Here is a 24,459-nt window from a genome sequence, read left to right on the forward strand (position 1 = left end):
CATCCCGAACCCGGAAGTTAAGCGCTGTCGCGCCAATGGTACTGCGTCTTAAGACGTGGGAGAGTAGGTCACCGCCAGTCCTAATAAGCGCTCTATTCTCTCTATCACGATCAATCAGAACATTAAGCCCTCGGTCGATAACTTCGACCGGGGTGTACTCGTTCCAAATCCCAGAATGTCAATTAAGTCTGGCTCATGGCGCGGGTCCCGCAGCCTTGAGCAGAAGCTCGCGCAAGCGATCGCCCTCCCTGACCCGAAGCCGCACCGGCAGGGGCGTCACCGAAAGCCGCAAGGCCTCGGGAAGGCGCGCCGCATCCTTTTCGGTGGTGACGAGCTGGGCGTCGAGAGCATGGGCCTCGGCCAGCAGCCGCCGCATCAGCGCCGGGTTGAGCGGTTGGTGATCCGCAAGTGGTTCCGCGCGGACCAGATCGGCGCCGAGGCTGCGCAGGGTTGCGAAGAATTTTTCCGGATAGCCAATCCCGGCGAAGGCGAGCACCCGCGCGCCATGCCAGTCCATCCCGGTTTCGAGCGGTTCGAGGCTGGCGGTGAAATGCGGCAGCTTATGCCCGGTGCCCCAACCGGCGCGGAAGCTCTTCTGCGCGGGCTCATCGCCCAGGGATAGCAGCACATCGGCGCGGCGGAGGCCGGTGGCCACCGGTTCGCGCAGCGGGCCCGCGGGAAGACAGCGGCCATTGCCCCAGCCACGGGACGCATCGACCACGACGATGGAGAGATCCTTTTTCAGGGCGGGGTTCTGGAACCCGTCGTCCAGCACGATGACGCTGGCGCCGGCCGCAACGGCGGCATGGGCACCGGCGGCGCGATCGCGCGCGACCCAGACCGGGGCGAAGGCGGCAAGCAGCAGGGGTTCATCGCCCACCTCGGCGGCGCTGTGCCGGCCGGGGGTCACCTGCACCGGGCCGGTCAGGCTGCCGCCATGGCCGCGGCTAACCAGATGCGGGCGGTGTCCGGCGGCGCGCAGGGTTTCGACCACCCAGATGGCGGTCGGGGTCTTGCCGGTGCCGCCGGCATTCAGATTGCCGATGCAGATCACCGGCACGCCGGCAGAGATGCCGGGATCGCGGGCCAGCCGGCGGGCGGTGGCGCGGGCATAGAGCGCCCCGAGCGGCGCCAATAGCCGTGCCTGCCAGCCGGGGCGATCGGGCGGGTTCGACCAGAACTCAGGCGCGCGCATGGGCGGCGGCCTCGCGTTGGTCAAGCCGGTCCTGGATCATCTCGATGAGATGGTCGGTGAGCGCGGCGCTTTCGGTCACCGTTTCCCAGCCGGCCAGCGCCATGGCAGCGGCATGATCGGGGGCGGAGAGCTGGATCACCGCCGCCGCGAGGCTGGCGGTATCGCGGACGCAACGGGCGGCGCCGGCCTCGGCCAGTCGGGCATAGGCGGCGGCATGATCGGCCACATGGGGACCGTAGAGAAGCGCCGAGCCGAGCGCCGTCGCCTCATAGGGGGTATTGCCGCGGGCGGTGGGGCGCAACGAGCCGCCGATGAAGGTCAGGGGCGCCATCCGATACCAGAGGCCAAGATCGCCGCTGTCGTCGCAGATCAGAATCTGGGTCTCTTCGCCGATCGGATCGCCGCCATGCCAGTCGGCAGAGCGCAACCCGTTGTCGCGGGCGGTGGCGATCAGGTTTGCGGTGTCATCGGCATCGGCCGGCACCGCCACCAGCAGCAGCCGGTGCTGGAACCTGAGCGCATCGCGATGGGCCGCGAGCACCGGCGCGATCTCGTCGTGATCCAGCAGGGCGGCGAGCCAGAGCGGCCGGGCGGCAAGCAACTGGGTGGCGGCATTCAGCGCGGTGTCGGGGCAGGGCGGCGGGCTGGCGCCGGTGCTGAGCCGCCCCATCGCGGCGATCCGACGTCCCGGCAGGCCAAGGCGGCGCAGATGGGTCGCGGTCTCGGCGGTGTCGGTGAGGATGGCGTCAAAGCGCATCAGGCAGGGACCGGTGACGTCTGACAGCCAGCCGCCGCGTCGCCGCGGCAGACTGGCGGCATTGACGTCGGCCAGGATCATCTCGGTGCCTTGCTCCGCGGCCATGCAGATCAGATTGGGCATCAGATCGCCGCCGGTCCAGAGGCAGATATCCGGCCGCCAGTGATTGAGAAAATCGCGGATCAGCCCGGGATGATCCGATGTCAGCGCCAGCACCGGACCAACCCGCCCCGAGGCGGTGTGCAGCGCGGCCGGTTCGGTCGGCGCGACCGCCGCATTGACGGTGAGCAGCAGGTTTACGCCCTGTCGCTGGGCGCAGAGCCGCTGGCCCAGATCGGCCAGCGCGGCAAGTCGTTCGGCACTGGTGGCATGCAGCCAGAGCAAGGCACCCTCGGGGCGGGGCGCGGACGGTTCCTGCGCCGGCTGGGCGGCCCGCCAGGACAGCGCGCGATAGGCAGCGAGCCCCAACGGCAACCGCAAGGGATCAGCCCAGTTCTTCGGTCGAGGAGGCCTCGCGCTCTTCATCGCGCAGGCGGTGGATATGGGCGATGTAATAGCGCATGTGGGCATCGTCGACGGTGCGTTGCGCCTCGGCCTTCCAGGCGGCATAGGCCGAGGCGTAATCGGGATACATGCCGACAATGTGAATCTTGTCGACGTCCTTGAACGCGCTCTTCGACGGATCGACCAGCTCGCCTCCGAAGACGAGATGCAGACGTTGGACCATGGCAGTTTCCTTTCCGCTTGTCAGCCGGTCTGAGGCTGGGCGCACCCTACGCCTTGGGCGCCGGGGGTCAAGATGCCGGGTGGGTGGCTCCGGGCAGCACCAGCTCGGGGGCCAGTGCGGCGGCAATCCTGTCGTGCAAGAGCGGGCCGGCCGCGACCACGCCGTTGATCTGCGGATGCGGGTTGTTGAACCGCAGCGGTGCGCCGCTGCGATCGGTGCAGCGTGCCCCGGCCTCGCGCAGGATCAGATCGCCGGCGGCGATATCCCACTCCCAACTGGGTCTGAGCGTCAGCATGCCGTCGAAGCGCCCCTGCGCCACCAGGGCCATCCGATAGGCGAGAGAGGAGCGGTAGGCGCTTTTGAAACCGGGAAAGACGCCACCGCGCCAGTGCTGCGGGTCGAGATGGGGGCGGGTGGCCAGAATGGTGGCGCGGGCCAGATCGGCGGCATCCTCGGCCCGGATCGCCTCGCCATTGAGGCGCGCGCCCATGCCCCGCGCGGCGGAATAGAGCAGATCGCGCATCGGCAGGTAGATCACCGCCGCGGTCACCTCGCCGGCCTCGATCACGGCCAGGGCATGGGCCCAGTTCCGATCCCCCTCGGCAAAGCTGCGGGTGCCGTCGATCGGATCGACGATGAAGACACGCTCGCGCGTCAGGCGCTCGGTGCTATCCTCGCTTTCCTCGGACAGCCAGCCATAGTCGGGCCGTGCCCGGCGCAGCCGATCCTCCAGCATCTCGTTCACCGCCAGGTCGGCCTCGGTCACCGGGCCGGCGCCGCCGGGTTTTTCCCAGCGCTTGGCCTCGGGGCCGGAATAGCGGGTGGCGATGTCTCCCGCGGCGCGGGCGGTTTCGATCAGCAGGGGCAGGTCAGTTGCCGGCAAGCGTCATTCCTTCGATCAGCAAAGAGGGGACCACGCGCGACAGATAGGTGCGCGCATCATTGGCGGGAATGATCCGCATCAACATGTCGCGCAGATTGCCGGCAATGGTGCATTCGTTGACCGGATAGGCGATCTCGCCCGCCTCGACCCAGAAGCCGGCGGCGCCGCGGGAATAATCGCCGGTATTGGGGTTGATGGTCGATCCGATCATCGAGGTGACCAGCAGCCCGGTGCCCATGTCGCGGATCAGGTCGTCGCGGCTGGCGCGGCCCTGGGTCAGGGCCAGGTTCCAGTTCACCGGCGAGGGGCCCGAGGAGACGCCGCGCGCCGCATTGCCGGTGGGGGTCATGCCCAGCTTGCGCGCGCTGGCCAGATCGAGCGTCCAGCCGGTCAGCCTGCCGTTCTCGATGATGGCGCGCCGCGCGGTCGGCAGCCCCTCGGCATCGAAGGGGCGAGAGCCGGCGATGCGCGGGCGGAACGGATCCTCGATCACCGAAAGGGTCTCGGGCAGCACCTGCTGGCCCAGGCTGTCCTTCAGCCAGGACGACCCGCGCGCCACCGCGGCGCCATTGGCGGCGGCGAGCAGATGGCCGATCAGCGAGGCGGCGATGCGTTCGTCGAAAAGCACGGGATAGCTGCCGGTGACCGGCTTGCGCGGGGCGAGCCGTTCGATGGCGCGTTCGCCGGCACAGCGGCCGATATCCTCGGGGCGTCTCAGATCGCTTTGGAAGGTGCGGCTGTCGCCGTCATAGTCGCGCTCCATCCCGGTGCCGGTGCCGGCGATCGCCACGCAAGACGTGGATCGGCTGGTGCGCTCGTAGCCGCCGGAAAACCCGTTGGTGGCGGCTAGATGCACCCGGCTGCGGCCATAGCCGGCGCCGGCGGCCTGCACCTGGGCGACGCCGTCGATGGCCAGCGCCGCGGCCTCGGCCGCCAGCGCATCGGCCTGCAAGGCCTGCGGATCGGGTTCGGGCGCGGGGTCGGAAAGTTCGAGCGCGGCCAGATCCCAGCCGGTCGCAAGCTGGTCGGGATCGGCCAGCCCGGTATAGGGATCCTCGGGCGCCTCGCGGGCCATGAAAACGGCACGCTCGGCCATCGCCGCCAGTGTTTCCGCCCGCACGTCCGAGGCGGAGACGATCGCCTGCCGCTTGCCGACGAAGACGCGCAGCCCCAGATCGGTGCTTTCCGATCGCTCGGCCTTTTCCAGGGCGCCGGCGCGGATGTCGATTTCGACCGAACTGCTCTGGGCCACGATGGTATCGGCGCTTTCGGCCCCCGCAGCGCGGGCGGCGCTCAGCAGCGCATGGCAAAGCTCTTCCGGGGACTGGGTCATGGGGGCTCCTGCGTGCGGATGAACGGGGCGGGTCCCGATCGGGACCGCATCAGGAGGTAGCCCCGGAACCACGCCACCGCAAGGGAGGCGGGGGATTTAAGACAGGTGGCAGGGCGGGGCCGGCGCTGACCGGCCCCGTCAGGGTCAGGCCTTATTTCAGGCGCTGGCCATTGGCAAAGATCTGGCCCGAGGGCTTCACCTCGATATGCGAATTCAGCGTGTCGTCGCCCTCGCCCGGGGTGCCGAGCATGCCCATCATCATCCGCGCGCCCATCGCGTCCTGGTCCGAAATCAGGCCCATCGCGATCAGCTTGTCGACCAGGCCGTTGCCACCGACCAGTTGGATGTCGGCGGCGCCATCCGGCGCGGGCATGCCGTCAAAGGTGGTCGTGTCGCTGTTGTCGAAGGTGAAATCCCCCTTGCCGGTCAGGCTGGTGCCGGCCGCCGAAAGCTGCAGATCCTTGATCGTCAGGCCGGTCAGCTCGGCCGGGGTATCAAGGCTCTCGGCATAGTTCGGGTCGAAGATATTGGCCAATACCTTCACCGTGCCGGTCAGATCCAGCATCGCCGTGGCCGGATCGCGCGGCAGGACCTTGCTCGGATCGAAGATGCCCCAAAGCTCTTCGGGCATGGTGAAATCGGCCAGGGTCAGGCCGAAGGCAAAGGACTGATCGGCGTCCGACTTGAGCAGGGGAATGTCCAGCTTGAAGCCGACTTCCTTGCTGGCCAGCGCGATCGGGAAGGGCAGGTCATTGGTTTGCAGCATGATTTCGGTGTCGGTCTGCGACACGTCATAAGACAGCTTGCCGTCCTTCATGCCGCTGGCGAGGTTGCCGCCGGTCGACGTCGAGGTCATCATGAAGTCCTGATCCTCGGCCTTGCCGGTGAGCCGCGAGCTGCCGCCGCTGTATCCGATGCGCCCGGTATAGCCGACCCCCTTTTGCAGCATCTGCGAATAATCGAAGGCCGCGATCGCATTGGGAATCGTGCTCTGGCCTTTGAAGGTCAGATTGCGCAACGAGGTGGTATAGAACATCTCGTCGGTGTTCTTGGGATCGTTGAAGAACAGGTCGATCCCCATCTCTCCCATGCTGCCGGACTGATCATAGGTGCGGTTCTGATCGTCCTTCAGGCTGTGGAAGGTGGTGACGAGCTCCTTCAGCGCGAGGGTGGCGCGCAGGGCGTCGGCCGGCATCGGTTCGCCATTCACCGACAGGCTGGAATAGGAGACGACCGTCTCGCCCGAACGATAGCTCTGGGTGATGTCCTGGGGCGAGCCGGTGAAGACCATGCTGGCGCCCGATTGGGTCACGGTGACCTGAAGGTCGATGTTGTCCTCGCCGCCCTTGGTCTGGACGTGCAGGGGCATCACATGAGGCATGTCCAGCGATACGCTGCCGTCGCCATTGTCGCGGAACACCAGCGTGCCGAGCCCGATGATGACAGAGCCTTCGCCGCCGGGGCGTTCCATCACGGCGGAAAGGTCGCTGACGGTCAGCGAATTGCCCGAAATCGTTTCTTTCGCATTCAGCTCATAGCCAAGAGTCGTCAGATAGTTCTGCCAGTCCGACCACACGTCCTGAGGGGCCAGATCGGCCAGCGCAACCTGGGCTGAGCAGGACAGGATCAGCGCCGCGGCGGTTCCCTGCAAAAGACGTGTTCTCATGAAAATGATCCTCCTGGAAATTTCGGCTCATGCTCCGCTCTGGGTGGCGGGGCGTCAAGGGGAAGTCAAGTGTCGACCAGAGGCCGGGGGCTGGACCAGCGCCGCGCCGCACAGTACCACGGTCAGGGACCGGGACAGTGGGGAATTTCGCAATGGATATGACAGGTAAGACGGTTTTGATCACCGGGGCGAGCCGTGGCATCGGGGCCGAGGCGGGGCGGGTTTTCGCCGCGGCCGGGGCCAATGTGGTGCTGCTGGCGCGCAGCGCCGCGGCGGTCGAGGCGCTGGCGGCCGAGATCGGGCCGAAGGCGCTGGCGCTGAGCGCCGATGTCAGCCGGTTCGCGGATATGGAGGCAGCCGTCGCCCGTGCGGTCGAGACCTTCGGCGGGCTCGACGTGCTGATCGGCAACGCCGGGGTGATCGAGCCGATCGCCCGGCTGGGGGAGGCCGATCCCGAGGCCTGGGGCCGGCTGATCGACATCAACCTGAAGGGGGTCTTCAACGGCATGCGCGCGGCGCTGCCGGTGATGCGCGCGGCCGGCGGCGGCACCGTGCTGACGATCAGTTCCGGCGCGGCGCATCGCCCGCTGGAGGGCTGGAGCGCCTATTGCGCCTCGAAGGCCGGGGCGGCGATGCTGACCGCGGCGCTTGATCTCGAAGAGCGCGGCAACGGCATTCGCGCCCTGGGGCTGAGCCCGGGAACGGTGGCGACCCAGATGCAGCGCGAGATCAAGGCGAGCGGTCTCAATCCGGTCAGCGCGCTGGACTGGTCCGACCATATCCCAGCCGATTGGCCGGCGCGGACGCTGCTGTGGATGTGTTCGGCCGCGGCCGAGGAATTCGTTGGACAGGAAATCTCGCTGCGTGAGACGGCGATCCGGGAGAAGGTGGGGCTGCAATGATCAGACTGGAGCAGGAAGATGGGCTGTGGATCGTCACGATCGACCGTCAGGACAAGGCCAATTCGCTGACCGAGGCGATGCTGGACGAGCTGGTCAGCATCGCCGAGAGCGCCGGAGAGGCCCGGGCGCTGATCCTGACCGGGGCCGGCAAGGTGTTCAGCGCCGGTGCCGATCTCGAGGCGGCGCGGGCCGGGCTGGCGACCTCGGATCTGTGGGAACGGCTGTCGGGCGCCATTGCGGCCTTGCCGGGGCTGACCGTGGCGGCGCTGAACGGCACGCTGGCGGGGGGCGCCTCGGGCATGGCGCTGGCCTGTGATCTCAGGATCGCGGTGCCCTCGGCCAAGTTCTTCTATCCGGTGATGAAGCTCGGGTTCCTGCCGCAGCCCTCCGACCCGAAGCGGATGGCGGCGCTGATCGGACCGGCGCGTACCAAGCTGATCCTGATGGGTGGCCAGAAGATCACCGCGGAAGAGGCGCTGGCCTTTGGCCTGATCGACCGCATCGTCGCGCCTGAGGCGCTGATCGAGACCGCCCGGGCGTTGGTCGCCGACAGCTGCGCCGCCGATCCCGATCTGGTCCGCCGGATCGGCGAGATGTGCAGCGGCGCCTGATCCTGCGACCGGTGGGGCCGCTCCGGTCGGGGGAGCCTCCGGCGGGAGTATTTTGGCAGAAAAGAAGGCGCGGGCGCGGTGCCGGTTCTCTCGCGCAGGCGCCGGTTACCCGGCACTTTCGAGCGGAAGCCGGGCGGGCGTCTTTGCACCCAGGTGATGAATTTCGCCAGCCGCGGGTGGCCGCGCAACGCGGCAAGAGTGTTGAACTCCCGTGCCAGCTGGGCCTCGGTCAGGGTGGCGTGGATTTCGCGGTGGCAGATATCGTGGAGCAGCACAGTGGGCCCGCTCTTGCCGCCTTTGAGTTTCGGGATCAGGTGATGCAGGCTTTGCGGCGCCTCAGGCGGGATCGGCCGCAGGCAGAGCGGAGCGTCGGTATCAGGCATCGGTGCGGCCGCGGATGACAATGGAGTGGCAAGGGTGACGGAACTGGCGGCAGAGGACAATCCCCGGGCGGTGGTGATCGGCGGCGGCCCGGCCGGGCTGATGGCGGCCGAGATGCTGGGCCGGGCCGGGGTGCCCAGCCTCATCGCCGAGGCCAAGCCCTCGCTGGGGCGCAAGCTTTTGATGGCGGGGAAATCCGGGCTGAACCTGACCAAGGACGAGCCTTTCGAGCCGTTTCTGGCGGCCTATGGTGGGTCGGCCGGCTGGCTGGCGCCGATGCTGCGCGCGTTCGGTCCGGAGCAGGTGCAGGATTGGGCGCGCGGACTGGGGCAGATGGTGTTCACCGGATCGACCGGCCGGGTGTTTCCCGAGGCGATGAAGGCCTCCCCCCTGCTCAGGGCCTGGCTGGCGCGGCTGGAGGGGCTGGGGGTGACCTGGCGGACCCGCTGGCGCTGGACCGGCTGGCAGGGGGAGGCGCTGGCTTTCGACACGCCTGAGGGGGCGGTGAACCTGCGTCCGGAGGTGGTGGTGCTGGCCCTGGGCGGGGCGAGCTGGTCGCGGCTCGGCTCCGATGGGGCCTGGGCTGGGCAACTGGCGGCGCAGGAGGTGGCGCTTGCGCCTTTCGCGGCCTCGAACGTCGGGCTGCGGGTGGATTGGTCGGCGATGATGCGGGCGCGCTATGGCTCCCCGATCAAGGGGGTGCGGTTCAGCGCGGGTGGGCTGTCGTCGCGCGGCGAAGCGGTGATCTCTGATCGCGGGCTGGAGGGGGGCGGGCTCTATCCGCTGACCCCGGCGCTGCGGTCGGGGGCACCGCTCACCGTCGATCTGTTGCCCGATCTGTCGCTTGAGGTGGTGGCGGAGCGGCTGGCGCGGCCGCGCGGCAAGACCAGCCTGTCGAACCATCTGCGCAAGGCGCTGAAGCTCGATCCGGTCCGCATGGCGCTGGTGATGGAATTCGGCCGGCCATTGCCCGAAAGTGCTGTGGCGCTGGCGCGCAGGCTGAAGGCGCTGCCGATCCACCATTCCGGGCTGCGGCCGATGGAGGAGGCGATCTCGACCGCCGGCGGGGTGCGGCGGGCTGCGCTCGATGCCGATCTGATGCTGACGGCGCTGCCCGGCGTCTATTGCGCCGGCGAGATGCTGGATTGGGAGGCGCCGACCGGTGGCTATCTGCTGACCGGCTGTCTGGCGACGGGGCGTTGGGCGGGCCGCGCGGCGGCGGCCCGTCTGGTCGATTAGGCCATCTGCGCCATGGTGCGCTTGTAGGCGTCGCGGTCGCGCAGCCTCTTGGCGTAGGTCATCATCACCTCGTTGTCGGTGGGGAAGCCGGCGCTTTTGGCCCAGCCCAGGCAATGAACGCAGAGGATATCGGCGATGGTCATCTTGTCGCCCTGCAGGAAGGGGCCGACGAACCGCTTGGCGAGCCGTTCGAGATTGCGTTCGAATTCCCACTTCAGGCTGTCGGAGATGCCCGGCATCCGGAGTTCTTCCGGCAGGAAGGCGCGATGGCGCGCGGCGGTCCAGAGCACGGCGTCGAATTCATCCAGCAGCGTGTGGATCAGTGCATCCTGATGCGCCCGTTCGATGGTGCCGGCCGGATAGGTGAGCGCGTGATGCTTGTCGGCGAGATAGGTCATGATCGCCACCGAATCGGTGAGCACGGCGTCGCCCTCGACCAGCGCGGGGATCTTGCCCGAGGGGTTCAGCGCCAGCGCCTCGGGGCTGTGCGGCTTGACCTGAAAAAGCTCATAGGGTTGGCCGATTTCCTCGAGCAGCCAGATGACGCGGAGGGCGCGGCTGGCGACGGCGCCATAGACTTTATACATCGTTGGGTCCCATTTGTTGTTGGTTGCGCGCAGTCTCGGTTGCGGCGCGGGCGGCCGCAAGGGGCGGTTTGCGGCAGGTTAGCCCAATGTCACTCTCGACGGCTATGATGCGGGGGCGGCAGGGCAAAGGACGGAGGGTTATGGTGAGATGGACAAGGCGCGCCGCGCTGATCGGCGGGGGAGGCGTTATCGCCGGTCTGGGCGTGGATACGGCGCTGCAGATGCGGCGGGGCGGTTATGACGCGGCGCTGGCGCGAATGGGGCGCCCCTTGCCGCAACGGCCCGATCTGGCCGATCTGGTGCGCTATGCGACATTGGCCGCGAATGGGCACAATACCCAGCCCTGGCGGTTCGTGGCGCAGACCGGTGGCCTGGTGCTGCGGCCCGATCTCAGCCGGCGCACGGCGGTGGTCGATCCGGACGATCATCATCTGTTCGCGAGCCTTGGCTGCGCCGTCGAGAACCTGTCGATCGCGGCGCAGGCGCGGGGGCTTGGCGGTGCGGTTCAGGCAGAGGGGCCGGAGGATGGGCTGCAGGTGGAGCTGCGGCCCGGCGCCGAGGTGCCGCAGCCCCTGCTGGCGGCGATCCCCGAACGGCAGAGCACCCGGGGCCTCTATGACGGCAGCCGGTTGAGCCCGGAGGAGGTGCGACGGCTGGAGCAGGTCGCCACGGCGCAAGGGGTGGAGATGATCTATGTCGATGCGCCGGAGCGGGTCGCGCAAGTTCTGGCGCTGGTGATCGAGGGAAACACCCGCCAGGTGACCGATCCCGCCTTTGTGGCCGAGCTGAAGGCATGGCTTCGGTTCAATCCGGTGCAGGCGGCGCGGCACGGCGATGGGCTGTTCACCGGCGCCTCGGGAAATCCGTCGCTGCCCGGCTGGCTTGGGCCGCGGCTTTTCGATCTGGTTTTCACCGCTACGGGCGAGAACGACAAATACGCGGCTCAGGTCCGCTCCTCCGCTGGGCTGATCGTGCTGGTCGCGCCAGAGAACGCGCCGCGCGGTTGGGTGGCCGCAGGGCGCGCAGCGCAGCGGCTGATGCTGCAGGCGACGGTGGAGGGGCTGAAATGCGCCTTCCTCAATCAGGCGGTCGAGGTGGCGGAGGTTCGGGCCGAATTGCGCGGCCTGCTGGGGCTGGGGGACCGGCGGCCGGATCTGGTGCTGCGGGTGGGGCGGGGGGCGACGCTGCCCAGATCGTTGCGCCGTCCGGTGGCCGAGGTGCTGGAGGTCTGAGCGCGACCGGGCCGTTCAGCGCCGGCCAAGCATCGCCAGGCGGATCAGCGTGCGCTCCATCAGCGCCATCGCCGGTGCCGTCTGCTGGGCCGAGCGCAACAGAAGGTCGGTGTCGGTGAGGATGGTCAGCGCCGATTCCAGCCGCATCGCGCCCCAGCTCTGCGCCTGCCTGACGATCTTGTCGCGGCGCTTGCCATAGACCGGCGGGCGCAGCCGGCCAACGCCCGAGGCCGGGCCGCCGGGATCGGCGGCGGCGGTATAGAGGGTGCGGAAATGCCGGGTCGCTCCGATGCAGAGCGAGACCGCGTTGGTTCCCTGTGCCTGCAGGCGGCGCAGCAGCGGGCCGATCTCTTGGCTGCGGCCCTCGGCCACCACGTCGAACATGTCGTCGAGCGCGGCCTCGGTCGAGCGCGGCGCGCAGGCGGCGATATCCTCGAGGCTGAGCGGGGTCTGATCCTGAAACTTGTAGAGCGCGATCTTCTCGGTCAGCCGGGCGAAATCCCCGGGGCCGAGATCATTGGCCAGGTCGGTCAGCGCCGCCATGGAATCGCGCGGCACCTCGCGGATGCCGGCATCGGTCAGGGTACGTTCGATCTCCTCCCGGCTGGGAGGATCGTCGTAAAGACCCACCGCATAGGCGTTCGGGTGCAGCTCGAAGGCCTTGCGCAGTTTCGACGTCGCCTTGAGCGCGCCGGCGCTCACCACGATCTGGGCATCGCCCGGCGCCCAGTCGTCGAGCGCGGTGTCGATCGGGCCGGCGACGGTATCGGTGGCGTCTTCGACAAAGACCGCACGGGCGCCCGGGAAAAAGCCCACCGCCTTCACCGCGTCGAGAAGCTGGGCCGGATCCTTGCGCAGGTCGCCGCCCTGCAGGCGGGTCAGGCGCATTTCCTCTTCGGCGCCGGGGCCGAGCAGAGCCTTGAGCATCTGTTGGCGCTTCAACGCCACCCGCATGGTATCGGCGCCATAGATCAGCAGGCCGGCGCGCCCCGCCTCAGGCTTGGCGAAATAGCGCTCGGCCTCGCGGGGGGAGAGTTTCATTTCGCCAGAGCCGGCGTCGAATAGAGCCGGGTGACGATCTGATCGGCGAGGATGACCATCAGCCGCTTGGCCGCGTCGCGTTCGCCCGCCAGCGTTTCGACGGTGGAGCCGGTGGCGGAATAGCCGGTGAAATTCTCCACCTGGCCGGAGGCGACGATCTGGCCGGTGTCCCGCGCGGTCAGCGTGTAATCGACCTGACCCACCCGGCTGTAGCGGGTGGTTTCATTGGTGACGGTCAGGGCCTGGCCTTCGGTCCTGACCGTCAGCTTGAAGGCCAGATCGTACCGCGCGGCGGCGTCGGCGCGGCCCAGGCGATCTTCGAGCGTGCGCACCAGCAGGTATTCGTCGGGCGAGTCGGGTTCCTGCACCCGGACCCGGTTGCGCAGGGCGGTGCCGACACCGCCCGGGCCATAGACAGGGGTAAAGCCGCAGGCGGCGAGCGCCGCCAGCGGCAGGATCAACAGGCTTCTGCGGTCAAGCGACGACATTGACGATCCGTCCGGGGACGACGATCACCTTCTTCGGCGCCGCCCCGTCCAGCGCCTTCTGCACAGCCTTCACTGCCAGCGCGATTTTTTCAACCTCTGCCTTGTCCATATCCTTCGGCACGGTGATTTCCGCCCGCCGCTTGCCGTTGACCTGGATCGGCAGGGTGACGGTATCGTCGACCAGCATGGCCGGATCCGGCTGCGGCCAGGGCGCGGTGGCGATCAGCCCCTCGCCCTTGAGCAGGCCCCAGATCTCTTCCGACAGGTGCGGGGTCATCGGCGCCATCAGTTGCGCCAGCGCCAGCGCCGCCTGCCGTTTCGCCGCGCCGCCGGCCTTGGATTTGGCGAGCGTGTTAGTGAAGGCATAGAGCTTGGCGATGGCGGCATTGAAGCCGAAGCTTTCCACCCCGCCGGTCACGTCATTGATGCATTTGTGCATCTCGCGCAGCAGCGCGGTGTCTTCGTCGGTGGCGGGCGCCTCAACGTCGATCTCGGCAGCCAGGCGATGGACGCGGCTGAGGTGCTTGAACGCGGCCTCGGCGCCGGCGGCGGTCCATTCGACGTCGCGTTCCGGGGGGCTGTCGGACAGCACGAACCAGCGCGCGGTATCGGCACCGAACTGGCTGATGATCGACACGGGGTCGACCACGTTCTTCTTCGATTTCGACATCTTGGCCGAAGGGATGATCTCGACCGCCTCGCCGGTGGCCTTCAGCTTGCCGGCTTCGACCTCTTCGGGCAGGTGATAGACCGGGCGGCCGTTGGCGTCGCGGGTCTGATAGATCTCATGCGTCACCATGCCCTGGGTGAACAGCGCGTCGAAGGGTTCGATCGCCTTCTTCGGCAGGTGGCCGGTGATATGCATGGCACGGGCGAAGAAGCGCGAATAGAGCAGGTGCAGAATCGCGTGTTCGATGCCGCCGATGTACTGATCGACGTTCATCCAATACTCGGCCTCTTCCGCCACGGTCGGCGTGGTCGCATGCGGCGCGGTGAAGCGGGCATAGTACCAGGACGAATCGACGAAAGTGTCCATCGTGTCGGTTTCGCGCTTTGCCGGCTTGCCGCAGGACGGGCAGGCGCAATCGCGCCAGGTCGGGTGACGGACCAGCGGGTTGCCGGGGATCGAGAAGTCGATCGGCTTGCCGCCCTCGTCATAGGGCAGCAGGACCGGCAGGTTTTCCTTTTTCTCCGGCACCACGCCGCAATCGGCGCAATGCACCACCGGAATCGGGCAGCCCCAATAGCGCTGGCGGGACAGGCCCCAGTCGCGCAGGCGGAACTTGGTGACGCCCTGGCCCCAGCCCTCGGCCTCGGCCTTGTCGACAGCGGCGTTCACCGCCTCTTCGCCGGTCTGCAGCTCTGCGCCAGCGAAGCCCGCGACATAGCGCACCTTCTCGGCCTTGGTCGGGGTGAAGGCGGCTTTCAGCTCGGCCCTTCCATCGACGGGTTCGAAAGTCGCCTTGATCGGCAGGCCGTACTTGGTGGCGAAATCGAAGTCGCGCTGGTCATGCGCCGGGCAGCCGAAGATGGCGCCGGTGCCGTAATCCATCAGGATGAAGTTGGCGATCCAGACCGGCAGTTCCCAGTTGGGATCAAGCGGATGCTTGACCCGGATGCCGGTGTCGAAGCCCAGCTTCTCACCGGTCTCGATGGCCTCTTCAGTGGTGCCGCCCTTGCGGCATTCGGCCACAAATTCAGCCACTTGCGCGTCATTGGCCTCAAGCGCCTTGGCGATCGGGTGATCCGGCGAGATGCCGACAAAGCTGGCGCCCATCAGGGTGTCGGGGCGGGTGGTATAGACCTCGATCGGCTCGCCGCCATCGGTGCGGGTGAAGGAGAATTGCAGGCCGCGCGACTTGCCGATCCAGTTCTCCTGCATCAGCCGCACCTTGGCCGGCCAGTTGTCCAGCCCGTCGAGCGCGTCGAGCAGTTCCTCGGCCATGTCGGAGATCTTGAAGAACCACTGGGTCAGCTCGCGCCGCTCGACCTCGGCCCCCGACCGCCAGCCTTTGCCGTCGATCACCTGTTCGTTGGCCAGCACGGTCATGTCGACCGGATCCCAGTTCACCACGGCGTTCTTGCGATAGACCAGCCCGGCGGCGAGCATGTCGAGGAACAGCGCCTGCTGCTGGCCGTAATATTCCGGATCGCAGGTGGCGAATTCCCGGCTCCAGTCGATCGACAGGCCCAGCGGCTTCATCTGGCCGCGCATGTCGGCGATGTTGCTATAGGTCCAGTCCTTGGGATGGCCGCCGGAGGCCATCGCGGCATTCTCCGCCGGCATGCCGAAGGCGTCCCAGCCCATCGGATGCAGCACGTTGTGGCCGGTCGCCAGCTTATAGCGCGCGATCACATCGCCCATGGTGTAGTTGCGCACATGCCCCATGTGAATCCGCCCCGAGGGGTAGGGGAACATCTCAAGCACGTAATACTTCGGCTTGTCTGCGCTGCGTTTGGCTGTGAAAATTCCGGCCTTGTCCCAGGCCTGCTGCCATTTCGCTTCGATTTCAGCGGCAGAGTAACGCGACATCGCTGCGGTCCTTTAGAATGAAAACGCCGGGCGCGAACCCGGCGTGGTGTTACTGTGGTTTCGAACGGCTTGCTAGAGCTTCTTGTCGCGCACGCGCAACTGCCGGGCGCGGGTCAGGATCGCATCCTCGATCGCGCGGGCGGTGGCGGGGGCGACGGCATGACCGCCCTGCGATTGCAGCGACACGTTCAGCGACCGGGCATCCAGCGCCGGATCGCTGATGTGCACCACGGCACGATAGGCGCGGCCGCCGCCCGGCGGGGTGCCATAGCCGGTGATGATCACCCCGGTGAAGGGGTCGACCGATTGCACCGGCAGGAAGTTGAGCACGTCGAGCGAGGCGGCCCAGAGGTATTTGTTGACCTTGACCGTCTGTTCCGTCTTGTTCGGGCCGAAGACGTCCCAGATCGAGGATTTGTCAGTCCTGCCAGCGTTTTCCGGGTTGTTGGCGATGGGGTCGAAATTCGAGGCAGTGGCCCCTTTCCCGCGCGGACCGCAGGCCGAGACCCCGGCGCAGAGCGCTAAAACCACTGTCAATTTCATGCAATCTTGCAGGTTCATCGTCATTCCCGGCGCTAGGCTGTCGATGAGAAGTCCTATCCAAGCTGCCGATCTGGAGCAAGGCCTTAGTTCCTTACGCATCCTTACGCGCGCCCACGCGCAAGGGGGCGCCGGCCTCTGGTTCCGCCGCATGGGCGCGCCGGGGGGGGGCGGGGCGGGGAGTGTCATCTCACTGTGGCAAAGCTGCACCATCCGGCGCGACTTTGAGCGCTCAACCCTCGCGAGCCTTGCCAAAATGGTCCCGAAAGAGCGAAACCCCTTTCCATACCCACACCGGATTCCCCGGTTTGGGCGTATGAATCGAAAAACCGAGGGAAAATTATGAAAAAGATTCTCTTCGCTACGACCGCGCTGGTTGCGACTGCCGGCATGGCCGCTGCCGATGTGAAAATCAGCGGTTATGGCCGTTTCGGTCTGGATTACAACAACGTCCACTCCGACGACAAAACCGACGCCAAGTACGACGGTGTGAGCTCGACCAACATCACCAGCCGTCTGCGTCTGCAGTTCGACATGTCGACCGAAACCGACGGCGGTGTGGGCTTCAACGCTCGTATGCGCATGCAGTCGGAAAACCGTGATGGCGCTCCCAAGACCGGTGCTTGGAACGGCGCTCGCTTCGGCGTGACCTATGGCGGCCTGACCGTCAACGTCGGCAACATCATCGGCGCTGTCGAAAACATGCCCGGCCTGTACACCACCGGCATCTCGTCCGGCACCGGTATCGACGGCATGGGCTTCTACTCGCTGGTCGTCCAAGGCGCGTCGTGGGATGCTTACTCCTCGGCTGGCGTTGGCGCGAACGGTGTTGAAGCCCTGTACACCTTTGGCGGCTTCACCGGTCACATTTCGTACTCGAGCAACAACGACACCCTGGCGAAGGCCGCGACTCCCTACTCGCCCGCCGTTCTCCCCGCAGTGGGTGAAGACCGCACCGCTCTGATGCTGACCTACAACTTCGGCGATTACTATGTCGCTGGTGCTTACCAGTGGTCGTCGAACGGCCCGGTTGCTGACACCGGCGAAGAGCTGAACGACGGCGTGGGCCTGGTTGCCTTCGGTGGCGACTTCGGCCAATTCGGTGGTAAGCTGGCCTACGGCACGACCGAAGCTGCTAACACCGTGACCCTGGAAGGCTATGCCAACATCGGCGCCGCCAGCACCATCATGGCGTGGGTGTCGAACCTCGACAGCCAAAACCTGACCCAAGGCGGCACCTCGATCTTCCTCGACAAGAACGGTGCAGCTGCTGACGGCACCAGCTGGGGCCTGAACTACCAGTACGACCTGGGCGGCGGCGCCACCCTGGTTGCCGGCTATGTCGACAGCTATGACGACATCCAGCAGTTCCAAGCCGGTGTGTACTTCAAGTTCTAATACTTGAAGTCATTCCGCAGGGAATGCGAGGGGCAGGTCTTCGGACCTGCCCTTTTCCGTTCCGACCCTTCCCTTTTGTCGCCAACTGGTGTTTTCCTGCCTCCGACCCGCGTGCCGGAACAGGAGGCCCCCATGTCGTTGCAAGAGATCAAGACCCGTATCGCCAAGGCCGAGCAGGAGGCCGGGCGCGCACCGGGATCGGTGACGCTGATCGCGGTATCCAAGGTGCAGCCGCTGGAGCGGGTCGAGGCGGTGCTTGAAGAGGGGCAGCGCATCTTCGGCGAGAACCGCGTGCAGGAAGCGGCCGGAAAATGGCCCGCCTTCATGGAGCGGTTCGATGGGGTCGAGCTGCATCTGATCGGGCCCTTGCAGACCAACAAGGCGCGTCAGGCGATGGACCTGTTCGACGCGATCCATTCGGTTGACCGGCCCAAGCTGGCCACCGCGTTGGCGCGGCTGGCCCAGGAAGAGGGCAAGTGCCCCGAGCTGTTCATCCAGGTCAATACCGGGGAAGAGGCGCAGAAGGCCGGCATCCTGCCCGCCGAGGCCGACGCCTTCATCGCCGAATGCCGCGGGCTCGACCTGCCGGTGAAGGGGCTGATGTGCATCCCCCCGGTCGAGGAGGAGCCGAGCCTGCATTTCGCCCTGCTCGCCAAGATCGCCGAGCGCAACGGGCTTGCTGGCCTCTCCATGGGGATGAGCGGCGATTTCGAGACCGCCATCGCGCTGGGCGCCACCCATGTGCGGGTGGGCTCCGCCATCTTCGGGGATCGCAGCTACGCCGCCTGAGGCGGGGGCCAAATTTCTTCGAAGAAATTTGCCCGGAAAATTCGAATTTTCCGGTTTGCTCAGCGGGCGGGGATGATCACCCGCGTGCCGGGCATGACCCGCGCGGCGAGCCAGCGTAAATCTGCGCGGGACAAGGCGATGCAGCCCTCGGTCGGATATCCGGGCCGGCGCCGCTGGTGCAGGAAGATCGCCGAGCCACGTCCCGGCTCGGCCTCGGGCCAGTTCCAGTCGGTCACCAGCACCAGATCATAAAGCGGATCGGCCCGCCGCAGCCTTTCGTGGCTGGGGCCATAGGGGGCGCGGACCCAGTGGTTATAGGCGGGATCGCCGCTGGCGTCGGACCACAGATCGCCCGGCCCGATCGGGATCGCCCAGGGCGCCGGCATCGCCATCCGGTCCGGGCGGTAGAACAGGCCGACGATCCGGTGCACCCCGGCCGGCGTCGCCCCGTCGCCCTCACGCTTGTCGCGGGTGACGCCGCCGCGCCCGATCGAACAGGGCAGCCGCCGACCATGGAACCGCACGCCCTGCGGGGTCAGGACGATGTCGGCGGGGCTCACAGCAGGTGCCCCGATTTCTTCGCCTTGGTCGCCAGATACTGACGATTGAACGCGGTCTCGCCCACCTTCAGCGGCACCCGTTCGGCCACCGCGATGCCGGTCTTCTCCATCATCGCGATCTTCTTCGGATTGTTGGTCAGCAGCCGAACCGAGGAGAAGCCCAGGGCGCGCAGGATGTCGGCGCCAAGGCGGAAATCGCGCTCGTCATCCTCGAAGCCGAGGCGGTGATTGGCCTCCACGGTATCAAAGCCCTGATCCTGCAGCGAATAGGCGCGCATCTTGTTGGCAAGTCCGATGCCGCGCCCCTCCTGATTGAGGTAGAGCAGCACACCGGCGCCCTCGGCCCCCATCTGCTCCAGCGCGGCATGAAGCTGCGGGCCGCAGTCGCATTTCAGGCTGCCCATCACGTCGCCGGTGAAACAGGCCGAATGCAGCCGCGCCAGCACCGGTTTAGACCGGTCGGGACGGCCGATCTCGACGGCATAATGTTCTTCCGCGCCATCCTCGGGGCGATAGATATGCAGCCGCCCGGCTTCGGAGGCTGCCATCGGCAGCCGGGCATGGACCACCTCGTTGATCGGACTGCGCTCGCCCAGATGCGGCACCGCTTGCGCATGGTTGATCCGGGTCAGCCCGTGGTCGGCCGCGAACCGCGCCGCATCGCCAACCGGCACCAGCACCACCGCCGGCAACAGCCTTGCGCTTTTCGCCAGGGCGATGCCCAGCCGCGCCAGCGCCGCAGAGCCGCCCCGCTGGCTGTTGAGCGGCCCCTTCATCGGCGCGATCAGATCGTCGGCTGGGTCGGCAAGGGCACGGATCCAGGCCAGGTCGGCATCCTTCGGGATCACCACCCGGGCGACATCGCCGTCATAGGGGCGCGCCTTGAGCGTCTGGGCCCGCCAGGCGGTGATGGCGATCACCGGATCGCCCAGGGCGCGCAGATCGTCCAGCCGCTCGGCCGTCAGGGCCTCGGCCGCCACGGCCAGCATCGCCTCGGTCTCGCCCTCCAGCACCAGGGGTACGCCCATGCGCAGATCAGCCCGAGCGCGGGCGAGGAGTTCGTTTATGTCAGGTAGCAGGCTCATGAGACGGGTCCGGATGATACGCCCCGATGTATCTAAGCACTTTTGTCGAAATGTGAAACAAAAGCCGCGCCTGAGACACGACAGCGTGAGGGTTTTGCAGCAATACTTGCCCCACGCGCCAGTCACACGCATTTGAAATCCCAACAGACAGGAGAGCCAATATGCCGCAAACCAAGAAAATCTTGCTGGTGGACGACGACGAGGATCTGCGTGATGCGCTGGGCGAACAGCTCATCATGACGGAAGACTTCGAGGTGACCGAAGCCGGCGATGGCCATGCCGCCATGGAGAAGGTGAAGGGAAACCTGTTTGACCTGGTGATCCTCGATGTCGGTCTGCCCGACACCGACGGGCGGGAACTGTGCCGGCTGATGCGCAAGCAGGGCGTCAAGGCGCCGATCCTGATGCTGACCGGCCACGACACCGATGCCGACACCATCCTCGGGCTCGATGCCGGGGCGAACGATTATGTCGCCAAACCCTTCAAGTTTCCGGTGCTGCTGGCCCGCATCCGGGCCCAGTTGCGCCAGCACGAGCAATCGGAGGACGCGGTCTTCCAGCTCGGGCCCTATACTTTCAAGCCGGCGATGAAGATGCTGATCACCGGCGACGACCGCAAGATCCGGCTGACCGAGAAGGAAACCAATATCCTGAAATACCTCTACCGCGCCCCTGAAAGCGTGGTTCCGCGCGATATCCTGCTGCACGAGGTCTGGGGCTATAACGCGGGGGTTACAACTCACACGCTCGAGACCCATATCTATCGTCTGCGGCAGAAGATCGAGCCCGATCCGTCAAATGCGCGGATTCTGGTGACCGAGGCGGGCGGATATCGCCTGGTTGCATAAGGGGCAGAAAGGATCTACCATAAGATGACTTGACGCAGATCAAAGCGGACCTGGGGTCAAGTCGCTAGCCATACACCATCCCGCGCATGTCCGGGTTATGACATGCACCTCCCTGTTGGACCTGGGCCGGGCTATGTGCCCGGTCTTTTTTTGTCCGGTCATCTCGCCTGCGCCGATCGGGCGCGGCGGTCATCATTCCGTCGGCAAGACCGCCTCGAAACTGCCGTCGATCTGGATGGTGCGCAGCTTGTCCGTCAGACGCAGGTTGATCTGCTCGCTGAAACCGGCCCGGGCGGTGAATGTGCCGGCAAGATGCAACCCGTCTGCCTGGGTCTCGGCACGGGTCACCGTGATGTGGGTCAGGCCGTCCTCGACCGCCAGATAGCCGCTCTTGTCGCCGTTCTGCAGGTATTGCAGCGTGGCATCGGCCGCCTTGGGCGTCTGCCCGATGGTGATCAGACTGAAGTGGAGCCGCAGCGCGCCGACGGGCGTGGCCGGATCGGCGGCCGAGACCGCCCCCCAGAGCAAGATATCGTCCAGGCCGTTCATCACCACCCGGGCGGCATTGCGCGGGCTGCCGGTTTCGTTGATCAGAACCCAGTCGTGTCGGTTGCCGTCGACCATGGCGGTGATCCGGCCGACCTCAGCCGCCGATGCCTGGGCGGGAAGCAACAGAACCAGGATCATTGCGCGTGCAAGTCGTTTCACCGAAGCGCTCCTTTGCAGCGGGGGCATCCCGCGACCTGCAGCAAGCTATCATCCCGATCGGTCAGGACAAGCCCCGGGTTGAGCCCCGCCGCCCGAGCGCCTAGGGTACCGCCACCCTGTCAGGAGAGACGAAATGCCCTTCACCCTCGCCACCTGGAACATCAACTCGATCCGCCTGCGCGAACCCATCGTGCTGAAGCTTCTGCAGGAGGAGGCGCCCGATGTGCTCTGCCTGCAGGAATGCAAGAGCCCGGTCGAGAAGATCCCGGTCGAGGGGTTCCGCGCGCTGGGCTACAGCCACATGATCGCGCGGGGGCAGAAGGGCTATAACGGCGTGGCGATCCTGTCGAAACTGCCGATCGAGGATGTCGGCGACATGGATTTCGCCGATCTGGGCCATGCCCGCCATGTCGCCGGGCGGCTGGAGAACGGGGTGGTGATCCACAATTTCTATGTCCCGGCCGGCGGCGATGTGCCCGACCGCGCGGTGAACGAGAAATTCGGCCAGAAGCTCGATTACCTGTCCGAGATGCGCGACTGGTTCCAGGCCGAACAGTTCGGCAAGTCGATCCTGGTGGGCGATCTGAACATCGCCCCGCGCGAGGATGACGTCTGGGACCACAAGAAGCTGTTGAAGATCGTCAGCCATACGCCGGTCGAGGTCGAGGCGCTGGGGGCTGTGATGGAGGCGGGCAAATGGGTCGATGTCACCCGCGCCGATATCCCCGAGGGCAAGCTCTATTCCTGGTGGTCCTATCGCGCCAAGGACTGGGACGAGGCCGACAAGGGGCGCCGGCTGGATCACGTCTGGGCAACGCCCGATATCGCGCCCGCCGCCCATGGCAGCCGCATCCTGCGCGCCGCCCGCGGCTGGGAGCAGCCCAGCGATCACACGCCGGTCTTCGCCAGCTTCGATCTATAGGCGTCGCCTTGCGGGCTCGCCGCGGTCACACGGGGCGATCCGGTGACTGCGGCGGGCTGGTGTCCCCGATTTCCTCGATCCACACCTCGAACCCCTTGAGCTGGTGGCGACCGAAGCTGTGGGCCAGCGGGACATCGGCGGCATCGCGGCCGCGGGCGATCAACACGCGGCCAAAGCGGATGTCGTTATTGCGCGGGTCGAAGACCCACCACCGATCGTTCAGATAGACCTCCATCCAGGCGGCGAAATCCATCGGCGCATAGGGCGGCGGCTGGCCGATGTCGCTGATATAGCCGGTGCAGTAGCGCGCCGGGATGTTCAGGCTTCGGCAAAGGGCGATGGCAAGATGGGTAAAGTCGCGGCAGACGCCGATACCTTCGTTCAGCGTCTCGACGGCGGTCCGGGTGGGGCGCGAGTGCTCGTATCCGAACCGCACATGATGGTGCACGAAGTCGCAGACCGCCTGCACCCGTTGCCAACCCTGCGGGGCGAGGTTGAATGTCTGCCAGGCGAAGTCGGACAGGACGTCGCTTTCGCAATAGCGGCTTGGCAGCAGAAAGCCGAGCACCTCGCTCGGCAGGTGTTCGACCGGGTGCTGTCGGGCCGATTGGTCGACTGGATCGGACAGCCCCGCGTCGCGGATGATCCCCTCGGTCGAGAGGGTCAATATGCCGGCCGGCGCCATCAGCCTGTTGCACCAGTTCCCGAAGCCATCGCGATAGGCCTCGATGGTGACTGCGGGGTCGGTCACCAGCAGGTCTGGTCGTTCGAGATCGCTTGCCCGTGAATAGTGCACGTTGAGCAGAAGGATCATTGGCGTCGGCGCCGGCAGGTCGAAGGACAGCCGGCACCCCAGTCGCATACGCATCATCGCTCTCCGGAAGGTTTCTGATCTCCAGCCTAGGGGAAAGCCTCGCAAATAGCGAACGCTGTGGCCGGTGTGCTTCAAGATTCTGCGACGTGATGGTCGATCCCGGCAGGTCAGGGGCGGGCCGAGCGGTTCCGGCCTGTGCTGCATCGGGGGATTCTGCTCCGGAGCGCGCCATTCCTCCCTTGGTTTTTCCGGCCCGTCCCATCATATAGAAACCCAAGCTGAACGCGGAGAGGACAGAATGATGGATATACTCTCGGGCAAATCCCCGGCCCCAGGGGCCGAACTGGTCAAGGATATCACCGAGGCCACCTTCATGGCCGATGTGGTCGACGCCTCGAACGAGGTGCCGGTGATCGTCGATTTCTGGGCGCCCTGGTGCGGGCCCTGCAAGACCCTCGGGCCGATCCTGGAACAGGAAGTCAAGGCCGCCAAGGGTGCGGTACGCATGGTCAAGGTCAACGTCGATGAAGCGCAGATGATCGCGGCGCAGCTGCGCATCCAGTCGATCCCGACGGTCTATGCCTTTTATCAGGGCCAGCCGATCGACGGTTTCCAGGGCGCTCTGCCCGGATCCGAGGTCAAGGCCTTCATCGACCGGGTGATCCAGGCCGCCGGCGGCGAGGCCCCCGGTGCCGGCCTGGACGAGGCCGTGGCCGCAGCCGAGGAAATGCTGGCGGAAGGCGCTGCTGCCGATGCGGCGCAGACCTTTGCCGCCATTCTGGGCGAGGACCCCAACCATGCCGCCGCCTATGGCGGTCTGGTGCGGGCCCATATTGCGGCGGGCGAGCTTGATCAGGCCGAGGCGGTGCTGAACGGTGCCCCGGTCGAGATCGCCCACAGCCCCCAGCTTGAGGCGGCGCATGCGCAGCTCGAACTCGCCCGTCAGGCCGCCGATGCCGGTCCCGTGGCCGAACTCGAGGCCGCGGTAGAGGCCGATCCCAGCGATCCGCAAGCCCGCTTCGATCTGGCGCAGGCGCTCTATGCCGCCGGCAAGGTGCAAGAGGCGGTCGATCAGCTGCTGGAACTGTTCCGCCGCGATCGGGACTGGAACGAAGGCGCTGCCAAGACCCAGCTCTTCACCATTTTCGACTCGCTGAAAGCCAATGATCCCATCGTGTTGCATGGCCGGCGCAAGCTCAGCTCGATGATATTTGCCTGAT

Annotated in this window: 24 protein-coding genes, 1 rRNA gene and 1 pseudogene; 10 read left to right on the forward strand and 16 right to left on the reverse strand. The window is 66.5% G+C overall.

Annotated features, from left to right (window positions below; translation table 11 throughout):
- Window positions 1-80, forward strand: a 5S ribosomal RNA gene (gene rrf, locus ACN0V4_RS05745); the annotation flags it as partial.
- A 113-nt stretch (window positions 81-193) separates the two neighbouring features.
- Here the strand turns inward: rrf and lpxK are convergent.
- From lpxK to ACN0V4_RS05775, 6 genes are all read right to left on the reverse strand, one after another.
- Complete coding sequence (lpxK, locus tag ACN0V4_RS05750; RefSeq protein WP_417673935.1) at window positions 194-1,195, reverse strand: tetraacyldisaccharide 4'-kinase; 1,002 nt, start codon at window positions 1,193-1,195, stop codon at window positions 194-196.
- A complete protein-coding gene (locus ACN0V4_RS05755; protein ID WP_417673937.1) occupies window positions 1,182-2,432 on the reverse strand; it encodes a 3-deoxy-D-manno-octulosonic acid transferase in 1,251 nt (416 codons plus the stop codon). Before ACN0V4_RS05755 ends, lpxK begins: the two co-directional genes overlap by 14 nt.
- Before the next feature lie 4 nt (window positions 2,433-2,436).
- On the reverse strand, window positions 2,437-2,679 hold the full coding sequence (locus ACN0V4_RS05760) for a DUF4170 domain-containing protein (RefSeq protein WP_417673939.1): 243 nt from the start codon (window positions 2,677-2,679) through the stop codon (window positions 2,437-2,439).
- Between the two features lie 67 nt (window positions 2,680-2,746).
- Window positions 2,747-3,562 carry an inositol monophosphatase family protein gene (locus ACN0V4_RS05765; RefSeq protein WP_417673941.1) on the reverse strand — a complete coding sequence of 272 codons (816 nt, stop codon included), beginning with the start codon at window positions 3,560-3,562 and terminating at the stop codon, window positions 2,747-2,749.
- A complete protein-coding gene (locus ACN0V4_RS05770; RefSeq protein WP_417673943.1) occupies window positions 3,549-4,895 on the reverse strand; it encodes a TldD/PmbA family protein in 1,347 nt (448 codons plus the stop codon). The genes ACN0V4_RS05765 and ACN0V4_RS05770 overlap by 14 nt, the downstream gene beginning before the upstream one ends.
- Window positions 4,896-5,046: 151 nt before the next feature.
- Window positions 5,047-6,561 (reverse strand): DUF2125 domain-containing protein, encoded by a 1,515-nt coding sequence (locus ACN0V4_RS05775; protein WP_417673945.1) that lies wholly within the window; start codon window positions 6,559-6,561, stop codon window positions 5,047-5,049.
- 152 nt (window positions 6,562-6,713) lie between these two features.
- Between ACN0V4_RS05775 and ACN0V4_RS05780 the strand changes: the two genes are divergently transcribed.
- Together ACN0V4_RS05780 and ACN0V4_RS05785 are read left to right on the forward strand one after the other, a co-directional pair.
- Window positions 6,714-7,463, forward strand: a complete 750-nt coding sequence (locus tag ACN0V4_RS05780) for an SDR family oxidoreductase (protein ID WP_417673947.1) — start codon at window positions 6,714-6,716, stop codon at window positions 7,461-7,463.
- A complete protein-coding gene (locus ACN0V4_RS05785) occupies window positions 7,460-8,074 on the forward strand; it encodes an enoyl-CoA hydratase/isomerase family protein (protein ID WP_417673948.1) in 615 nt (204 codons plus the stop codon). Before ACN0V4_RS05780 ends, ACN0V4_RS05785 begins: the two co-directional genes overlap by 4 nt.
- A gap of 92 nt (window positions 8,075-8,166) precedes the next feature.
- On the opposite strand, the pseudogene ACN0V4_RS05790 reads toward ACN0V4_RS05785, so the two are convergent.
- A pseudogene (locus ACN0V4_RS05790) lies at window positions 8,167-8,457 on the reverse strand (HNH endonuclease); the annotation flags it as partial.
- Between the two features lie 25 nt (window positions 8,458-8,482).
- Between ACN0V4_RS05790 and ACN0V4_RS05795 the strand changes: the two are divergent.
- Window positions 8,483-9,694, forward strand: a complete 1,212-nt coding sequence (locus ACN0V4_RS05795) for a TIGR03862 family flavoprotein (protein ID WP_417673949.1) — start codon at window positions 8,483-8,485, stop codon at window positions 9,692-9,694.
- On the opposite strand, the gene ACN0V4_RS05800 is transcribed toward ACN0V4_RS05795, so the two are convergent.
- Complete coding sequence (locus ACN0V4_RS05800) at window positions 9,691-10,281, reverse strand: glutathione S-transferase family protein (protein ID WP_417673950.1); 591 nt, start codon at window positions 10,279-10,281, stop codon at window positions 9,691-9,693. The two genes, ACN0V4_RS05795 and ACN0V4_RS05800, sit on opposite strands and share 4 nt — an antisense overlap.
- 140 nt (window positions 10,282-10,421) lie before the next feature.
- On the opposite strand from ACN0V4_RS05800, the gene ACN0V4_RS05805 reads away from it, so the two are divergent.
- A complete protein-coding gene (locus ACN0V4_RS05805) occupies window positions 10,422-11,513 on the forward strand; it encodes an Acg family FMN-binding oxidoreductase (RefSeq protein ID WP_417673952.1) in 1,092 nt (363 codons plus the stop codon).
- Between the two features lie 15 nt (window positions 11,514-11,528).
- On the opposite strand, the gene holA is transcribed toward ACN0V4_RS05805, so the two are convergent.
- The 4 genes from holA to ACN0V4_RS05825 all read right to left on the reverse strand — a co-directional run bounded on the left by holA (window position 11,529) and on the right by ACN0V4_RS05825 (window position 16,118).
- Window positions 11,529-12,554: a DNA polymerase III subunit delta gene (gene holA / locus ACN0V4_RS05810; protein WP_417673954.1), complete on the reverse strand. Its 1,026-nt coding sequence runs from the start codon at window positions 12,552-12,554 to the stop codon at window positions 11,529-11,531.
- Window positions 12,551-13,042: an LPS assembly lipoprotein LptE gene (gene lptE, locus ACN0V4_RS05815; protein WP_417673956.1), complete on the reverse strand. Its 492-nt coding sequence runs from the start codon at window positions 13,040-13,042 to the stop codon at window positions 12,551-12,553. The genes holA and lptE overlap by 4 nt, the downstream gene beginning before the upstream one ends.
- Window positions 13,029-15,575: a leucine--tRNA ligase gene (leuS, locus tag ACN0V4_RS05820; RefSeq protein WP_417673958.1), complete on the reverse strand. Its 2,547-nt coding sequence runs from the start codon at window positions 15,573-15,575 to the stop codon at window positions 13,029-13,031. The genes lptE and leuS overlap by 14 nt, the downstream gene beginning before the upstream one ends.
- Window positions 15,576-15,647: 72 nt before the next feature.
- Window positions 15,648-16,118: a DUF3576 domain-containing protein gene (locus ACN0V4_RS05825; protein WP_417673960.1), complete on the reverse strand. Its 471-nt coding sequence runs from the start codon at window positions 16,116-16,118 to the stop codon at window positions 15,648-15,650.
- Between the two features lie 339 nt (window positions 16,119-16,457).
- On the opposite strand from ACN0V4_RS05825, the gene ACN0V4_RS05830 reads away from it, so the two are divergent.
- Entirely contained in the window at window positions 16,458-17,513 is a 1,056-nt protein-coding gene (locus ACN0V4_RS05830; RefSeq protein WP_417673962.1) for a porin, read from the forward strand.
- Window positions 17,514-17,645: 132 nt separating this feature from the next.
- The gene (locus ACN0V4_RS05835) at window positions 17,646-18,302 is read left to right on the forward strand and encodes a YggS family pyridoxal phosphate-dependent enzyme (RefSeq protein WP_417673964.1); all 657 of its coding nucleotides are present in this window, start codon (window positions 17,646-17,648) and stop codon (window positions 18,300-18,302) included.
- A 59-nt stretch (window positions 18,303-18,361) separates the two neighbouring features.
- Here ACN0V4_RS05835 and ACN0V4_RS05840 read toward each other — a convergent pair whose 3' ends face one another.
- Window positions 18,362-18,862: a L,D-transpeptidase family protein gene (locus ACN0V4_RS05840; protein ID WP_417673966.1), complete on the reverse strand. Its 501-nt coding sequence runs from the start codon at window positions 18,860-18,862 to the stop codon at window positions 18,362-18,364.
- Window positions 18,859-19,947, reverse strand: coding sequence for a GTP cyclohydrolase II (gene ribA / locus ACN0V4_RS05845; RefSeq protein WP_417673968.1), 1,089 nt, complete (start codon window positions 19,945-19,947; stop codon window positions 18,859-18,861). Before ribA ends, ACN0V4_RS05840 begins: the two co-directional genes overlap by 4 nt.
- Window positions 19,948-20,108: 161 nt before the next feature.
- Here ribA and ACN0V4_RS05850 point away from each other — a divergent pair, with 161 nt between their 5' ends.
- Complete coding sequence (locus ACN0V4_RS05850) at window positions 20,109-20,795, forward strand: response regulator transcription factor (protein WP_417673970.1); 687 nt, start codon at window positions 20,109-20,111, stop codon at window positions 20,793-20,795.
- 192 nt (window positions 20,796-20,987) lie between these two features.
- On the opposite strand, the gene ACN0V4_RS05855 is transcribed toward ACN0V4_RS05850, so the two are convergent.
- Window positions 20,988-21,503, reverse strand: a complete 516-nt coding sequence (locus ACN0V4_RS05855; RefSeq protein WP_417673972.1) for a hypothetical protein — start codon at window positions 21,501-21,503, stop codon at window positions 20,988-20,990.
- Between the two features lie 133 nt (window positions 21,504-21,636).
- On the opposite strand from ACN0V4_RS05855, the gene ACN0V4_RS05860 reads away from it, so the two are divergent.
- Window positions 21,637-22,425, forward strand: coding sequence for an exodeoxyribonuclease III (locus tag ACN0V4_RS05860; protein WP_417673974.1), 789 nt, complete (start codon window positions 21,637-21,639; stop codon window positions 22,423-22,425).
- A gap of 25 nt (window positions 22,426-22,450) precedes the next feature.
- Here the strand turns inward: ACN0V4_RS05860 and ACN0V4_RS05865 are convergent, their stop codons facing one another.
- Window positions 22,451-23,293, reverse strand: a complete 843-nt coding sequence (locus ACN0V4_RS05865; RefSeq protein ID WP_417673976.1) for a transglutaminase-like domain-containing protein — start codon at window positions 23,291-23,293, stop codon at window positions 22,451-22,453.
- Window positions 23,294-23,537: 244 nt separating this feature from the next.
- Here ACN0V4_RS05865 and ACN0V4_RS05870 point away from each other — a divergent pair, with 244 nt between their 5' ends.
- Window positions 23,538-24,458, forward strand: coding sequence for a tetratricopeptide repeat protein (locus tag ACN0V4_RS05870; RefSeq protein WP_417673978.1), 921 nt, complete (start codon window positions 23,538-23,540; stop codon window positions 24,456-24,458).
- Window position 24,459 lies beyond the last annotated feature (1 nt).

It is taken from the genome of Pseudodonghicola sp. (assembly GCF_048268305.1).
Taxonomy (GTDB): Bacteria; Pseudomonadota; Alphaproteobacteria; order Rhodobacterales; family Rhodobacteraceae; genus Pseudodonghicola.

What these genes read in the sequence shown, in the direction of transcription:
- lpxK (WP_417673935.1), bottom strand. Translation starts at nt 1,195, where the DNA reads ATGCGCGCGCCTGAGTTCTGGTCGAACCCGCCCGATCGCCCCGGCTGG.
- ACN0V4_RS05760 (WP_417673939.1), bottom strand. Translation starts at nt 2,679, where the DNA reads ATGGTCCAACGTCTGCATCTCGTCTTCGGAGGCGAGCTGGTCGATCCG.
- ACN0V4_RS05770 (WP_417673943.1), bottom strand. Translation starts at nt 4,895, where the DNA reads ATGACCCAGTCCCCGGAAGAGCTTTGCCATGCGCTGCTGAGCGCCGCC.
- ACN0V4_RS05775 (WP_417673945.1), bottom strand. Translation starts at nt 6,561, where the DNA reads ATGAGAACACGTCTTTTGCAGGGAACCGCCGCGGCGCTGATCCTGTCC.
- ACN0V4_RS05780 (WP_417673947.1), top strand. Translation starts at nt 6,714, where the DNA reads ATGGATATGACAGGTAAGACGGTTTTGATCACCGGGGCGAGCCGTGGC.
- ACN0V4_RS05785 (WP_417673948.1), top strand. Translation starts at nt 7,460, where the DNA reads ATGATCAGACTGGAGCAGGAAGATGGGCTGTGGATCGTCACGATCGAC.
- ACN0V4_RS05800 (WP_417673950.1), bottom strand. Translation starts at nt 10,281, where the DNA reads ATGTATAAAGTCTATGGCGCCGTCGCCAGCCGCGCCCTCCGCGTCATC.
- ACN0V4_RS05805 (WP_417673952.1), top strand. Translation starts at nt 10,422, where the DNA reads ATGGTGAGATGGACAAGGCGCGCCGCGCTGATCGGCGGGGGAGGCGTT.
- holA (WP_417673954.1), bottom strand. Translation starts at nt 12,554, where the DNA reads ATGAAACTCTCCCCCCGCGAGGCCGAGCGCTATTTCGCCAAGCCTGAG.
- lptE (WP_417673956.1), bottom strand. Translation starts at nt 13,042, where the DNA reads ATGTCGTCGCTTGACCGCAGAAGCCTGTTGATCCTGCCGCTGGCGGCG.
- leuS (WP_417673958.1), bottom strand. Translation starts at nt 15,575, where the DNA reads ATGTCGCGTTACTCTGCCGCTGAAATCGAAGCGAAATGGCAGCAGGCC.
- ACN0V4_RS05825 (WP_417673960.1), bottom strand. Translation starts at nt 16,118, where the DNA reads ATGAAATTGACAGTGGTTTTAGCGCTCTGCGCCGGGGTCTCGGCCTGC.
- ACN0V4_RS05830 (WP_417673962.1), top strand. Translation starts at nt 16,458, where the DNA reads ATGAAAAAGATTCTCTTCGCTACGACCGCGCTGGTTGCGACTGCCGGC.
- ACN0V4_RS05835 (WP_417673964.1), top strand. Translation starts at nt 17,646, where the DNA reads ATGTCGTTGCAAGAGATCAAGACCCGTATCGCCAAGGCCGAGCAGGAG.
- ribA (WP_417673968.1), bottom strand. Translation starts at nt 19,947, where the DNA reads ATGAGCCTGCTACCTGACATAAACGAACTCCTCGCCCGCGCTCGGGCT.
- ACN0V4_RS05850 (WP_417673970.1), top strand. Translation starts at nt 20,109, where the DNA reads ATGCCGCAAACCAAGAAAATCTTGCTGGTGGACGACGACGAGGATCTG.
- ACN0V4_RS05860 (WP_417673974.1), top strand. Translation starts at nt 21,637, where the DNA reads ATGCCCTTCACCCTCGCCACCTGGAACATCAACTCGATCCGCCTGCGC.
- ACN0V4_RS05865 (WP_417673976.1), bottom strand. Translation starts at nt 23,293, where the DNA reads ATGCGTATGCGACTGGGGTGCCGGCTGTCCTTCGACCTGCCGGCGCCG.
- ACN0V4_RS05870 (WP_417673978.1), top strand. Translation starts at nt 23,538, where the DNA reads ATGATGGATATACTCTCGGGCAAATCCCCGGCCCCAGGGGCCGAACTG.